This is a genomic window from Thermomicrobiales bacterium (assembly GCA_041390825.1).
Classification (GTDB): Bacteria; Chloroflexota; Chloroflexia; order Thermomicrobiales; family UBA6265; genus JAMLHN01.
This window is the reverse complement of record JAWKPF010000015.1, coordinates 1-13,323: the sequence shown is the minus strand read 5'-3', so window position 1 is coordinate 13,323 and position 13,323 is coordinate 1. Positions and strand designations below refer to the sequence as shown.

14 protein-coding genes are annotated in these 13,323 nt (G+C 61.2%); 12 read left to right on the top strand and 2 right to left on the bottom strand.

Annotation, left to right across the window (positions count from 1 at the left end; translation table 11 throughout):
- The first annotated feature begins 309 nt into the window (after positions 1–309).
- The 5 genes from R2855_09420 to R2855_09400 all read left to right on the top strand — a co-directional run bounded on the left by R2855_09420 (position 310) and on the right by R2855_09400 (position 4,723).
- Positions 310–1,590: an extracellular solute-binding protein gene (locus R2855_09420; GenBank protein MEZ4531237.1), complete on the top strand. Its 1,281-nt coding sequence runs from the start codon at positions 310–312 to the stop codon at positions 1,588–1,590.
- Between the two features lie 152 nt (positions 1,591–1,742).
- Entirely contained in the window at positions 1,743–2,066 is a 324-nt protein-coding gene (locus tag R2855_09415; GenBank protein ID MEZ4531236.1) for a hypothetical protein, read from the top strand.
- Positions 2,063–2,713: a sugar ABC transporter permease gene (locus R2855_09410; protein MEZ4531235.1), complete on the top strand. Its 651-nt coding sequence runs from the start codon at positions 2,063–2,065 to the stop codon at positions 2,711–2,713. The genes R2855_09415 and R2855_09410 overlap by 4 nt, the downstream gene beginning before the upstream one ends.
- A gap of 11 nt (positions 2,714–2,724) precedes the next feature.
- The gene (locus R2855_09405; GenBank protein MEZ4531234.1) at positions 2,725–3,648 is read left to right on the top strand and encodes a carbohydrate ABC transporter permease; all 924 of its coding nucleotides are present in this window, start codon (positions 2,725–2,727) and stop codon (positions 3,646–3,648) included.
- Between the two features lie 163 nt (positions 3,649–3,811).
- Positions 3,812–4,723, top strand: coding sequence for a carbohydrate ABC transporter permease (locus R2855_09400; protein ID MEZ4531233.1), 912 nt, complete (start codon positions 3,812–3,814; stop codon positions 4,721–4,723).
- Between the two features lie 44 nt (positions 4,724–4,767).
- Here R2855_09400 and R2855_09395 read toward each other — a convergent pair whose 3' ends face one another.
- The gene (locus tag R2855_09395) at positions 4,768–5,517 is read right to left on the bottom strand and encodes a twin-arginine translocation signal domain-containing protein (protein MEZ4531232.1); all 750 of its coding nucleotides are present in this window, start codon (positions 5,515–5,517) and stop codon (positions 4,768–4,770) included.
- A gap of 269 nt (positions 5,518–5,786) precedes the next feature.
- On the opposite strand from R2855_09395, the gene R2855_09390 reads away from it, so the two are divergent.
- Both R2855_09390 and R2855_09385 read left to right on the top strand, forming a co-directional pair.
- The gene (locus R2855_09390) at positions 5,787–6,587 is read left to right on the top strand and encodes a glucose 1-dehydrogenase (GenBank protein ID MEZ4531231.1); all 801 of its coding nucleotides are present in this window, start codon (positions 5,787–5,789) and stop codon (positions 6,585–6,587) included.
- A 499-nt stretch (positions 6,588–7,086) separates the two neighbouring features.
- Positions 7,087–8,367, top strand: a complete 1,281-nt coding sequence (locus R2855_09385) for an FAD-binding oxidoreductase (protein MEZ4531230.1) — start codon at positions 7,087–7,089, stop codon at positions 8,365–8,367.
- Between the two features lie 77 nt (positions 8,368–8,444).
- Here R2855_09385 and R2855_09380 read toward each other — a convergent pair whose 3' ends face one another.
- Entirely contained in the window at positions 8,445–8,696 is a 252-nt protein-coding gene (locus R2855_09380; protein MEZ4531229.1) for a hypothetical protein, read from the bottom strand.
- Positions 8,697–8,926: 230 nt separating this feature from the next.
- Between R2855_09380 and R2855_09375 the strand changes: the two genes are divergently transcribed.
- The 5 genes from R2855_09375 to R2855_09355 form a co-directional block, all read left to right on the top strand.
- Positions 8,927–9,802 (top strand): ATP-binding cassette domain-containing protein, encoded by an 876-nt coding sequence (locus R2855_09375; protein ID MEZ4531228.1) that lies wholly within the window; start codon positions 8,927–8,929, stop codon positions 9,800–9,802.
- A 5-nt stretch (positions 9,803–9,807) separates the two neighbouring features.
- The gene (locus R2855_09370) at positions 9,808–10,662 is read left to right on the top strand and encodes an ABC transporter permease (GenBank protein MEZ4531227.1); all 855 of its coding nucleotides are present in this window, start codon (positions 9,808–9,810) and stop codon (positions 10,660–10,662) included.
- Positions 10,663–10,779: 117 nt separating this feature from the next.
- On the top strand, positions 10,780–11,985 hold the full coding sequence (locus R2855_09365) for an ABC transporter substrate-binding protein (protein MEZ4531226.1): 1,206 nt from the start codon (positions 10,780–10,782) through the stop codon (positions 11,983–11,985).
- A gap of 124 nt (positions 11,986–12,109) precedes the next feature.
- The gene (locus R2855_09360; GenBank protein MEZ4531225.1) at positions 12,110–12,496 is read left to right on the top strand and encodes a hypothetical protein; all 387 of its coding nucleotides are present in this window, start codon (positions 12,110–12,112) and stop codon (positions 12,494–12,496) included.
- Positions 12,497–12,526: 30 nt separating this feature from the next.
- Positions 12,527–13,323: sugar phosphate isomerase/epimerase family protein (locus tag R2855_09355; GenBank protein ID MEZ4531224.1), on the top strand; the 797-nt coding region annotated here is incomplete at its 3' end.

Sequence of the window (13,323 nt, the reverse complement as noted above, 5' to 3'; positions counted from 1 at the left end):
AATCGGCGGTCACGCGAAACTCATTTCCATGACGATCTGTGCCATCGGACCAAAAACCTCAGCATTTTCTCAGTTTGGTCATCTTGACATTGCCTTTCTTACGTTCTTACAATCCCAGCGCCCAAACAGCTGAGTTGCGCAACTGGTGCGTGACCCACAAACTGGACCGTTACCTGACGGCACAGGAGGATCGTAAGCATGGTGGAAAAGACCCCAACGCAGCGACTCTGGCAGGACGCGCTCACTGGCAAGATCAGCCGGCGTGACGTTCTGATCTGAGGCGCGGCGCTCGGAATTAGCGCCCCGGTTTTGGCAGCGCTGGCGCAGGAGACCATTCGTGGCACCCTCGCCGCGGAAGAAGGAAAGCCCGTTGCCACGTTCTACGACTGGGAGCTCAATCTGCATCCCGGCATCTATGCCGTGGGTGATGCGCAGGGTGTCGCGGTCGAAGTCGCGCCGACCGAAAACTTCGGCAACGACCGGTTCATCGCCGAAGCCAACGACCAGTCCAGCACCTGGGACATGTACGGTGGTGTGACCCCGTTCCTGGAGATGCTGCAGCTGGTTGCCACTGGCACCATCGAGCCGTGGGATGCCTATGTGACCGATGAGATCAAGGCAGACCTCTTCCCGGCCACCCTCGAGGAAGGCTCGGTCGACGGCAGCTGGTACGTTTGGCCGCTTCTGCTCGACATCTGCGTGCAGGCGTCCAACGGCGCCGTTCTGGAGAAGGCCGGCATCGATCCGACCGTTGCTCCGGCCACGTGGGACGAGTTCATCGCCAACGCCCAGAAGGTGCAGGAAAGCGGCGCCGCGCCGTACGGCCTCACGTTCGACAACCGTGACTGGCGCTCGCTGATCCCGGTCACCCACTCGATCAGCACCGATGTCTATTCCCGGACGGTCTCTTCCTTACAACAGCGATGCTGCGGTAGAGGCGCTCGAAATCATGAAGCGAATGATGGAGTGGACCAGCGCGGACATTCTGGCCGCTGCCGGTGTGGACAACACCGTTCTCGTCGACCAGGCCACCTGGGCCTCGGAGCAAGCTGGGTACTACTTCAAGTACCAGAATGCCCCGTTGACCTACTCCGCAACCTGGCTGACCCGTCCAAGCTGACCCTGGCCCGTCTGCCGAAGACCGAAGCCGGCGTGGGCGGCACCGTCTTCTGGGACACCGGCGCGGTGCTCTTCAAGTACGGCGCCAACAAGGCGAAGATGGTCGAGTTCATTCAGGCCATTCAGCAGGATCAGGCCATCTGGGAAAACTCCGTGCAGGGCAACCCGGACGAAGGCACCACCCCGGTCGGTCAGATGCCGGTCACGCAGTCGACCTGGGCGAACTGGGAGGCCGAGACTCCGGAGTTCATTTCGAGCAATCCGTGGGTCTTCGACATCCGCGACGCGCTCGCCGATGCCCGCGCGATCGCGCCGTCGCTGCTGTCCATCAAGCAGTTCGACGTTGCTCGCCCGCTGTGGCACAAGTACCTCTCCGGTGAGACGGCTGATGCCCGCACCGCCGGCCAGGAGGCACTGGACGCCGTCGCAGCCGAGTACAAGGCGCAGACGGGCAACGATCCGCAGCTCTAGACGATTGCACATGGGAACCCGGCGGAGCAGAACGCTTCGCCGGGTTCTCCGCAACCGCGCGGCGTCGCAACCACGAGATCCACGCCCGCCGGCATCGTGCTCGCCCAGTGCGCGCTCGCCGAGACGAGAACGACCCCAGGAGTAAAGACGTAATGGGTGAAACCAGCGTAGCCCAAGCGAGTGCATCGACCGCGGCGCCAGTGGTCGAGCAAACGCGTTCCGGCGTGTGGCAGACCGTCAAGCATGTCTTGACCAGCTATCCCTATCTGATCCTTGCGCTCTTCTTTTTCATCGGCTGGCAGGTGTTGCCGATCTTCGATGCGTTGTCGATCAGTTTCACCGACGACAAATTTCTCGACGATCAAGAAGCCAATTTCATCGGTCTACAGAACTATCGTGATGTCCTTTCGGACCATCTCTTTTGGCAGGGCATCCAGCGCGCGCTCATCTTTACATTGATCTTCCTGCCGGGATGATCTTCATTCCCATGGTGACGGCGATCTTTATCGATCGCATCAAGAACGAGCGGGTTGCCACAGCCTATCGCATCATCCTGCTCATCCCCGCGATGATCCCCTCGCCATTGATCTTTGTTCTCTGGCTTTGGATGTACAACAACTACATCGGCCCCATCAACTACCTGCTCGTCGACAAATTGCATCTCTTCGAGCTGGCCACTCAGCCGCAATGGCTGAACGATCCCAAACTCATCTTCTTTTCGATCGCCGCCATGGAGTGGTGGTGGGGGCTTGGCTACCACACCATGTTCTTCCTGGCGGGATTGGCGACGATACCGAAGGACCTACCCGACGCCGCACGTGTCGATGGCGCGGGCGAATGGCGCATGTTCTGGGGTATCACCATCTGGCGGTTGCTGCCCATCATCCTGGTGCTGATGGTTGTCCGCTTCGGCAGCGCGATGGCAGTCATCACCGAGTACATCATCATGGGCGGCTATGACCGCACGAAGAACACCTATACCTGGACGGTCTACATGTACGACACCGCCTTCGGAGGCGGCATGCAGTTCCGCGGGTACGCCGCCGCGATCGGCTGGGTTGGCGCAATCATCATGCTCATGGTGGTTGCGGTGATGTTCTACGTCTTCCGGCCACGGGACTAGGGAGGGTTCGAATGAGCACCGCGCAAGCATCGATTTCGACCGCCTCCTCGAAGGCCCGCGCTGACGTCTACGTCGCGCCGAAAAAGGGCCCGAACTGGAAAGCCTATGGACGGCACCTCTTCCTGATCATCATGTGCCTCTGGGTGCTTCTCCCGCTCCTGTGGGTAGTGCTCCTTTCGTTCAAGACGTTGCAGGATGGGTCGCAGCGCTACATCTGGCCGCAGAACGGATTCATCGATCCGATCTTGACCAACTACGAGTTCGTGCTCACCAAACCGCGCGTGGTGGGACCCGTCTGGGTCAACTTCAAGAACAGCGTCCTGGTGACCACGCTCACGGTCGTGGCGGCAACCGTCACCTCGGTGCTGGCCGGATACGCTCTGGTGCATCTCAAGACACCGGGCGCGCGCATCATCACCGCGTTGCTGGTGGCTTCGATGTTCTTCCCCACGCAAGTCACCGCTATCATCGGCATCTTCAACATCCAGAAGCGTCTCGGGCTCATCAACGAGACGTGGAGCCTCATGCTCCCCTATACCGCGCTCAGCGTGGCAATCTCGATCTTTATCATGCGGGGGGTGTTTCAGACGGTCCCGAAAGACCTGACCGACTCCGCCAAGATCGACGGCGCCAACTCGATCCGTACGTTGTTTGGCATCGTCTTCCCACTGGTGAAGAACGGTGTGGTCGTGGTCATCATCGTCAACTTCGTGGCCGCCTGGGGTGAATACCTGCTGGCGCTGACGTTGATGAACGATGCCAGCAGACGCACGCTTCCGGTCTTCCTCGGATCGGCGAGCGCCGGCGTGGGCGGTCTTCTCTGGCCGCGCATGGCCGCGCTGTATATCCTCGCCATCCTTCCGGCGTTGATTACGTTCGCGATCGCGCAGCGCTGGTATATGAAGGGCCTTCAAGAAGGCGCGCTCAAGACTTGAGTTCGTCGATGGCGGAGCATTCGGAGCGCGCTCACGTTCCGAATGTTCCGTGTCCATTTCCGCACTGTCGAGTTTGTGCCAGGGTCAGACGGCCCATGGCGCGTTTCCGACGTACCATCGGTCCCACGACAACCTTCTTCGAAGCACCGTCACGAGTGACCACATGAGCACGCGCCCGGCCCATGTGGGAACGCTCCTCCCCGGTGTCTCCAACAATGCGCGCGTGACCGCAGGAGACCACCGTCCCCGCGTCACCTGGCGCGCGGTTGGCCGGCATGCCTTCTTGCTGCTGATGTGCGCCTGGGTTCTCTTTCCGCTCTTCATCGTGGTGGTCAATTCGATGAAGTCCCGCGTCGACAGCGTCCAGCGCAACATCCTGCCGAATGAGTACGTTTCTCCCCTTTGGGCCCGCTATACCTGGGTTTGGGAGAACTTCACCCTGGACAATATCTTCTTCCGGGTCTACTGGAACAGCATCTTCGTCACCGCGCTCACGATCCTGTTTGGAACGGTCGCAGCGGTGATGGCGGGGTACGCGCTTTCACACCTATCGACCCCAGGCCGGTCGGTCATCCTGCTGGTGCTCACGGCATCGCTCTTCTTTCCCATGCAGATCACCTCGATGCTCGGCATCTTCCGGCTGCATTGGGATCTTGGACTCATCGACGAAACCTGGGCGCTAATGCTTCCCTATGTAGCGGCCAGCCTGGCCGTGTCCATTCTCGTCATGCGGGCGGTCTTCCAGATGGTGTCCCACGAGTTGCCGGACTCCGCCCGCATCGATGGCGCCTCTTCGCTGCGCATTCTTTTTGGGATCATGTTGCCGCAGGTGCGCAATGGCATCGTGGTGGTGATCGTCATCAACTTCATGTTTGCCTGGAGCGAGTATGTCCTGTCGAGTGTGCTGATGAACGATCAGGTCTCTCGCACGCTTGCGGTCTTGATGGGTGGTGGCGCGATCGGTCCCGGCGCGTCGGCCCAGTTCATCGTGGCCATTATTCCTGGCATCGTGTTTCTCGGGATCGCGCAGCGTTGGTATGGCAAGGCGTTGCAGGACGGCGCCTTCAGAGGGTGAGCAGCGTGAAGGGAGCTGGCGCGCCCAACTCCCTCCGTGCTGATCTAGCACTGCAGGACTTCGGCGCAATATCCAACGCAGGCAGAGGCGCTGGGCGCGAGCCCGGAGGCTCCGCAGACCTCCACGCAGCTTTCCGCAGAGAGGGGATCGCAGCTTGTGATATCGGGAGGTAGCGGGCGGGTCGGTTCGGGCCGTTCCGGTGGCTCAGTTGGGCAGGGCTGACCCTGGATGCAAATGGGTTCGGGGAGCTCGAGCAGATTGACCCGGCCCTGCCGCCAGTCGCCAAGATCACCCGCTTTCGGTCCAACGGCAGAGCCGCCCATGTCGGTGATGTTGCACATGGCGAACTCGCCGAGCGACGAACCGGATCCGAACACGACATCCTCGCCACCGAGATCGAAGCGCAGCGCGACCGCCTGCCCAACGGCCTGACCGGTGACGGTCGCAACCTCGCCCTCCTTCCCCAGGAGAGCGCCGGTGACCGTGCCATCGTCGTCCAGCGAGAAGACGAGCATACCGCGCACTTCGGTACCCTCAGAGGGTCCCTGGCGGACCGCCAGCTCGAATGGAAGACCGCAGCGCCCGTCGCTCATGATGGCGCTGGGCATGATGATGGCCGTCGGTGTCGGCGAGGCATCCTGGGCGTCTGCCTGTTCAGCAGTACGGGACAATCCGTTGAATACCCCGGCCAGCGCCAGACTGCCAGCGCCAATCCCCGCAAGCCCGAGGAATCGGCGCCGGGTGGAAACGCCAGCAAGATCGCGGGTCAATCGGTCGAAACTCCGTTGGTTCATCTGCATCCTCCTGTCAACACGCTCGTCGTCGAGCGTTCTACGCATCAGCTACGGGAGTCAGCCGCCGGCGGATCATTGCGGGCTCAGGTCGAAGCTCCGCACTGACGCTGCTCGCGCATCCGAGGACCAATCGCGGCGGTCGCTTGAGATCGGTGGCCCGGAGTCACTTGATTTCCGGCATCATCAAGCAAACGATGTCTACCCAGTTCGAGGCGATGCGCTTCGATCCCAGTCGTTGCTGGCCTGGGCCAGGAAGAAGAGGACAAACAATGAAACTCGAAAACAAGGTGGCGTTCGTCACTGGTGGCGGATCTGGCATCGGTCGGGCCATTTGCCGGCGGTTTGCCAGTGAGGGGGCGATCGTCGTTGCCGCCGACCTCATTCCAGAGCGCGCGCTCGAAACCGCGAGCATCATCACTGCGGCAGGCGGCGTGGCGTTGGGCCTCGAAATCGACGTCGCAGACGCAACCAAGGTGAAGATCGGGATAGGCCAGGCGGTCGACGCCTATGGCCGGATCGATATCCTGGTGAACAATGCGGGGCTCTCGGTCGGCGATCGCATCACCGACTTCGACGAGGCGATGTGGGATCTCAATATCGATGTCGTCCTGAAGGGTGTCTATCTCTGCTCTCGCGAGGTCATCCCGGCGATGGCCGAACGTCGCTACGGTGTCATTCTCAACATCGGATCGGTCAATGGCTTGTTCGCCATTGGAGAATCGGCCTATTCCGCCGCCAAGGCGGGTATGGTCAACCTCACGCAGAACATGGCCATCCACTATGGCGATGACAACATCCGCGTCAATCTCATTGCCCCCGGCACCATCCGCACCCCGATCTGGGACAAACGCCTGGAGGCCGATCCTACCGCTTTCGACCAGCTCACCCCCTGGTATCCCCTTGGCCGGATCGGCGAACCAGATGATGTTGCCAAGGCTGCGCTCTTCCTCTGCTCCGACGACGCCTCATGGATCACCGGCGCCATCCTCCCAGTCGATGGCGGCATCTCCGCCGGCAACTACCGGTTGAACAAGGACCTGCAAGGCGTGCGGGAGAAGCCGGGGCGGTAGGAGCTGCGAGGTCCGAGTCCGGAGTCCGGGGTCCGGAGATTTGAGGTCAACATGTCGTTGACGTCACCTGATGAAGGCGGCTGGAGCGATCAGAAGATCTGCCAGAGAGGTTTCGGGTAGAGGAGTCTCGAAACGTCTATGTCTCTGGAGGTCGAGCGATCTCATCGCCTGGCGAAAAGCCATGGACTTGGCAAACGTACGTTTATCGGGTGACCAAGGCTTGGCCAGCCGACGAACGATATGGTCTGACCAGTCAGGTTCGCCGATCGGCGGTATCGGTTCCTGCGAACATCGCCGAGGGACACGGCCGGAGCGGCGACCGAGCGTTCTTGCACCACCTGTCTATTGCGAGTGGATCGCTCAGAGAACTGGAAACGCTGCTAGAAGTGGCCGACGATGCGGAGTACATTCGAGGTGACCAATTCGAAGAGTTGATGGTCATGTGCGAACAAGCCAGACGCCCGTTACGAGGGTTGATCGCCCATCTGCGAGGAAAGATATGACGACCGATGGAACCATCTCTTCTTCTCCGGACTCCGGACTCTGGACTCCGGACCCACTTCCCGAACACGCCGACGCGGTGGTCATCGGCGCGGGGGCGTTTGGGCTTGGGGTTGGTTTCGCGCTGGCGAACGAGGGGCTGAATAGTGTGTTGGTGCTCGATCAGTTCGAGCCGGGCACGCAAACGTCTGCCCGTGCGGCCGGACTGTTCAAGAACATTCAGGCCAACGAGACCAAGACGAAACTCACACAACGCTCCATCGAGATCGTCAAGGGATTCGAGAAGGCGACGGGCGTTGCCATTCCGTACTGGCAACCGGGAAGTCTTTTTGTCGCGCGGACAACCGCGCATGCCGCGATGGTCGAAGCGGAGATCGAAGATGCAGTCGGGTGGGGGACGAAGGTCGAGCGCCTCGATCGTGATGAGGCCCGCCGCCGTTGCCCCTATGTCGATTCGAGCGATTTTGTCAGCGCGTATTTCATTCAGGACGATCTCTACCTCGAAGAACCGCGTGCGTTGCTCGTCGCGCTGATGCAGGCGGGACGACGCGTTGGCATGGCGACAGCAGGGCATACCCCGGTCACCGGAATCGATGTCAAGCAAGGAGAGGTGCGCGGCGTTCGCACGCCACGAGGGTATGTATCGACTCCCGTGGTTGTCGATGCCGCAGGTGCGTGGGCCCGGATCGTTGGCCGGATGGCCGGCGTCGATGTCAAGATCGAACCGATGCGGCATCAGCTTGGCATCACGGCCACGCTCGACGGTGTCCTGCCCGACATGCCCATCGTACGCATCACCGACGGATCAGCCTATGTGCGCCCGGCCCGCGGCGGTCTCATGTACGGCATCTTCGAGCCTGATCCGCTCCCCTTTGGCCCTCGGCCGGGGCAGGCGATGACATTGGATATGGTGCCGGTCGATCGGGGCGTCTTGCACGAGGCACGTGAACGGATCGTTCGAACCGTGCCCGCCTTGCGAAATGCCACCGACCAGGAGCAACGGGCCGGACTCTTCACCATGACCGCAGACGGCAAGTTCGTTGCCGGACCGATGCCGGGGATTCATGGCTTCTGGGTGATCAGCGGGTGCAACGGGAGCGGATTCTCGATGTCGACCGGACTCGGGGCAACGATTGCGGAATGGATCGTCGGCGGAGCGCCCGAGATCGACCTTTCATTGCTCGACCCGGCCCGCTTCTTCGACCCGGAGATTAGTGACGCCGATCTGCTCGCGAAGTCGACCTGGCAATACGAGAACTACTACACGCCGTTGGGGTGAGAAGCAGGGGAGACACGCCACGACGAGCGTCTCAGGCCCCAGGCCTCAGGACGACAACCGGTCCCGAGTCCGTTGTCCTATCGCGGCGGCTGCATGCCGCGACGAAAGGTGCGCCATAGCCACGCCAGTCCGAGATAGCGGCCGACCCAGCTTGTGTTCCAAAAACGCAAGATCGTTGCGGTCGCCCGCAAGCTCATGGCGATCGGTCCACGGACCAGCGATTGGCGTCCCGCGGCCGCCCCGAGATCGAGCCGAAGCGCGGCTGCATCCAGCAACGCGCAGGTCATGGCCGTTCCTTTGGTCAACGGACGTCGGTTACGGAATGCCATGCTGACTCCTTGCGCGTTCCGCGGGCTGCCGCGGCCCGGGAACTGTGAACGAGGAACAAATTGCAAGATATGTCGTTGACAATCTCTCGCGACCGCCAATAGAATCCCGGCATCGAGCAGATTGTATACACAGTGACGCGACAATACGCACGAACGTTCGAGCGGCGCGTACAAGCGCAAATGAGATTCGTGCATTCAGATCGAGTTGGTGTTCGATTCGAGGAGCGCAGGTGGTTCAGGTAGCAACAGCTTCGAGTTCAGGCGTGCGGCCCGGAGTCGCGGGCACGGTCCAGGTCGAGCACGCAACCAAGTATTACAAGACGAACACCGGTAGCGTGCATGCGCTCGAGGACATCAATCTCGATATCAAGAAGGGTGAGTTCGTCGCGATCGTTGGCCCGTCCGGTTGTGGAAAGAGCACGCTGCTCTGGGCCATCTCGGGTCTGCACGATCTGACATCGGGCAAGATCGTGCTCGATGGCCGCCCGGTGGAAGGCCCCCGACCCGAGATTGGCATGATCTTTCAGGAGGCCAATCTCCTCCCGTGGCGCAACCTGCAAAAAAACATCGAGTTCCCGTTCGAGATCAAAAAGATCGATCCCAAACCCTATCAGAACCGGATCAAGGAGTTGCTCTCCGAGGTTGGGCTCGAAGGATTCGAAACCAAGTACCCGCGTGAGCTCTCAGGCGGTATGCAGCAACGCGCGAGCATCGTGCGTTGCCTGGCGTTCGATCCTGAAATCATCCTCATGGACGAACCGTTTGGCGCGCTCGATGCGTTCACCCGCGACGAGATGAACCTGCTCATCCAGAAGCTCTGGATGGAAACCGGCAAGACGATCATCTTCGTCACGCACAACGTGAGTGAAGCGATTCTCCTGGCCGACCGAGTGGTCGTGCTGACCCCGAGACCGGGGCGCATCGCCCACATCTTCGATATCGATCTTCCCCGCCCGCGCACCATCGAGGAGACGTATTCGCCGCCGTTTATCGAGAAGATTTTCGAGATCAAGGACACCATTATCGAGGGCGAGTACCGGCCCGAGCATGTGGCCGAGCTGACGCGGCGAGTCGCGCGCGTTTCAGCCAGCAAGGTGGGAGAGTAGGTTCGATGTCTGACGTTCTTGGCGACAATATCCCAACGTTTGGAGACAGCAGCGCAGAGAACCAGGAGGTTGGGCTCTCGAACATGTCCGCGCTGGCGGAGACTGGTTTCGCCAGCAATTGGAAGGAAGTCGTGATCCTCTTGCTGGTCGCTTGCGGGGTGATCGGCGGTCTCGAAATCATCGTGCGCGTCTTCGATGTGCCTGCGTACACCTTTCCGGCGCCCAGCGAAATCGGCCGTTCACTGTGGGAGAACTTCCGCTCCCTCTACTGGCCGCATCTGCTGGTGACGCTCAAGGTGCTCTTCATCGGCTACTTCATCGGCGCCTCGATCGGCATCATCCTGGCGGCCGTGATCACCCAGTTCCCCTTCGCCGAGAAGATCGTCACACCCTATATCCTGTTGCTGGTCACGACGCCGATGATCGCGTTGGTGCCGCTGTTGGTGCAGAAGCTCGGTTTTGGCATCCAGCCTCGTGTCATCGCCGTTGCGCTTGCCACTGGTCCGATGGTCATGATCAATTCGGCCACTGGGTTCCGACGGACGGATCTGGCCAAACTCGCCCTTGCCCGCTCGTACGGCGCGAGTACGTTCCAGATTTTCACCAAGGTGCGGTTCCCGCTGGCCTTGCCCATGATCATCGTTGGTCTGATGGTCGGCGCCATCTTCGGGTTGCTGACGGCAGTGGGCGCGGAGATTGTCGGGTCCGGTGAAGGGCTTGGCAACCGCTTGATGTACTACTCGTCGCGCATCCAGATGGCCAACTTCTGGGCGATTATCGTCATTCTCGCAACGCTGGGCATCCTGATCTATGTCATCTTTTATTGGATCGGCAAGCGCTGGGCCAGTTGGCAGGCCTAATCTTCATTTGAATTGAACCGGCGCATCGACGCCGTTCAAGATACGGTTCGACGATGAACCGAGGACACCACGGAATCCGGCGAGCCAGGTGGGCCCGCCAGACGAACAGGAGGTCAAATGAGCCGTTTCGATGAACTCGTACTGGGCGCCTCGCAGCGCCGCTCGTCCCGCCGCCGCTTTATGGCGACGGCTGCCGCCGCTGGCGTCGCAGGCGCGGCGTTGCCGATGTTCGGAGGCCTTGGGCGCTTGAGCGCTTCGGCCCAGGATGCGCGCAACTCGGTTGTCTGGGTTTCTCCTCGCGGAACGCTGGAAGTGCTCGACGACTATCCCTATTGGGTGGGCAAGCAGTTCGGCTACTTCGGTGACATCGATACCCAGCTGCTCCCGGCGATCATGGAGTCGACCTCTTCCGCGAAGAATGTCGCGGACGGTGACGCCGATATGTCGTATGTCTCGCCGGGCGTCTTCACGGACGCGATCACCAACGGCGGTCTCGATCTGGTGTCGGTATTCCAGATGGGCGCCTATGACGTCTTCGACATCGCGCTCCCGAAGGGCAACCCGGAAGGGATCGCCACGCTGAAGGATCTCGAGGGCAAGACGGTTGTGCTCGGAGACATCGGCTGGGCGGCCATCGTCGACCCAATGGTCGTCCAGGCCGGTGGCGATCCGTCGAAGATCAACTATGTGGCAGCTGGTTCCGGTTGGGCGCAGACGCTTCAGGCCGGCCAGGCCGACGCCGCGCTCTCCTGGGAAGGCCTGCGCGCCCAGTGGCTCGCCACCGGGCTCGATTTCGATTATATCCTCGGGTACGAGTGGTCGGTCTTCCCGGCGAACTCGTTCCAGATTCGCCGCAGTGACTTCGAGGATGCCAGCCTGGCAGAGCTCTACACCAACTACCTCAAGGGTTGGGCGATGGGCCTCCAGTTTGGCTATCTGAATCCGGTTGCCGCGACGCAGATCACCATGGCGGCGCCTGAGATTTCGGCGGCGCTCAACGAGACCTTCCAGGACAAGAACGTTGCCGTCCAGTCGCTCATGCAATTGGCCAACGTCTTCCGAGGCGACTGGGACGCCCGCAACGGCGGACAGTGGGGCTGGGCCAGCGTCGAGGGTTGGCAAACCTTCTTCGATGACAGCGCCCAGGCGAGCGGTGGCGATGCCGTCGACGCCACCACGGTCATCTTCAACGATTACGTCGATGGCGCGAATGCCTTCGACGCCGCACAGGTCGAGGCAGACGCTTCCGGCTTCGTGCTCGATCCCGAATTCCAGGCGGTCGCCGACTCGATGGCCGGCGCGGAAGCCACCCCAGCCGGCTGATCGGCTGACGGCCCGGCGTTGCTGACGAAGCGCCGATGAGATGAGCCGGGCGGATTGCCGAACGTGGCTAGTCCGCCCGGCTCTTGCTTGATCAGGACGCCGGGGTGTCGTTACGAGGAGAATCATGGCAACACGAACTTTTCATCACGTTGGACTGCGCGCTTTCGATCCGCAGCCGAACGAGAACTTCGTCGAGGCTACCCGCGTGTGGGTGACCAAGCCGGACGACGACCCACGCAAGATCGAGTGGCTCCGCTATGAGCCGGATAGCTATCTCAGCGAAGAATTCAAGAACTCTCCCCACGTCGCCTACGTGGTCGATGAAATCGAACCCTGGATCGAGGGCAAGGAGATTGCCATCGCACCTTTCGAGGTCGGCGATCCCGCATTCGTGCGGGTTGCCTTTGTCTGGGAAGACGGATGGATTTCAGAGTACATGGCGTTCAAGCCAGGAGTTGCCTGGTTCGATCCCAACGATCAGGGCACTGCTCGGGCCGCAAGCGAGAGCTAGAACCGATTCCACTCGGGAGGAAGGAACCACATGGCCGATCGATTGACTTTTTGCACCAATAGCTACCACACCTACACGCTGGAGGAATGCCTGGCGGGCGCCGCCGCCGCGGGCTACACCAGCATCGAGCTCACCTCGGTGCCCGGCTGGACGGAGCACGTCCGCCGCAATGCCACCGCGGAAGAGCTCGCCTACGTCAAGGATCTCCTGAAGAAGCATGGGCAGACTGCAGTCAGCTTCGCGGGGCACTCCGATCTGGCGTCCGATGCCGGTGTCGAAGAGTTCCGCAAGGCGCTCGATATCGCCCACAAGCTTGGCATCCCCTATGTCACCACCAGCACCGGCGGCCACGACGCCTCATCGCATGGTTCGCTCGACGAGCAGCGCGAGGCATTTCTCGCCCGCATTCGCCCGCTTTGCGACGAAGCCGCGGAGAAGGGCATCACCATCTGCCTGGAAACGCATGGCGGGTTGGTCGCCAACGGCGCCATCTCGGCTGAACTGGTCAAACTGATCGACAAACCGAACATTGGCATCAACTACGATCCCGGCAATGTCATTTTCTACGGTGACACCGATCCCACCGTAGACATCAAGGCGGCGGCGCCCTACGTCAAGCATGTCCACGCCAAGGATCAAATCGGTGGCGCTGGCAAGTGGAACTTCCCTCCGGCCGGTTCGGGCGAAGTCGACTTCTCCAAGATCTTCGCCGCGCTCGACGCCGTCGGCTTCGATGGCCCGGTCTCGGTCGAGATCGAGTTCACCGGCGAGCCCTGGCCGCCCCTGAACGAGGTCGAAGCCGCCGCCAAATCCGCCTACGAGTTCCT

Excerpts from the sequence above, each read along its gene's own strand:
- R2855_09415 (MEZ4531236.1), top strand. The coding sequence starts at position 1,743 with ATGGGTGAAACCAGCGTAGCCCAAGCGAGTGCATCGACCGCGGCGCCA.
- R2855_09410 (MEZ4531235.1), top strand. The coding sequence starts at position 2,063 with ATGATCTTCATTCCCATGGTGACGGCGATCTTTATCGATCGCATCAAG.
- R2855_09405 (MEZ4531234.1), top strand. The coding sequence starts at position 2,725 with ATGAGCACCGCGCAAGCATCGATTTCGACCGCCTCCTCGAAGGCCCGC.
- R2855_09400 (MEZ4531233.1), top strand. The coding sequence starts at position 3,812 with ATGAGCACGCGCCCGGCCCATGTGGGAACGCTCCTCCCCGGTGTCTCC.
- R2855_09395 (MEZ4531232.1), bottom strand. The coding sequence starts at position 5,517 with ATGAACCAACGGAGTTTCGACCGATTGACCCGCGATCTTGCTGGCGTT.
- R2855_09390 (MEZ4531231.1), top strand. The coding sequence starts at position 5,787 with ATGAAACTCGAAAACAAGGTGGCGTTCGTCACTGGTGGCGGATCTGGC.
- R2855_09385 (MEZ4531230.1), top strand. The coding sequence starts at position 7,087 with ATGACGACCGATGGAACCATCTCTTCTTCTCCGGACTCCGGACTCTGG.
- R2855_09380 (MEZ4531229.1), bottom strand. The coding sequence starts at position 8,696 with ATGGCATTCCGTAACCGACGTCCGTTGACCAAAGGAACGGCCATGACC.
- R2855_09370 (MEZ4531227.1), top strand. The coding sequence starts at position 9,808 with ATGTCTGACGTTCTTGGCGACAATATCCCAACGTTTGGAGACAGCAGC.
- R2855_09365 (MEZ4531226.1), top strand. The coding sequence starts at position 10,780 with ATGAGCCGTTTCGATGAACTCGTACTGGGCGCCTCGCAGCGCCGCTCG.
- R2855_09360 (MEZ4531225.1), top strand. The coding sequence starts at position 12,110 with ATGGCAACACGAACTTTTCATCACGTTGGACTGCGCGCTTTCGATCCG.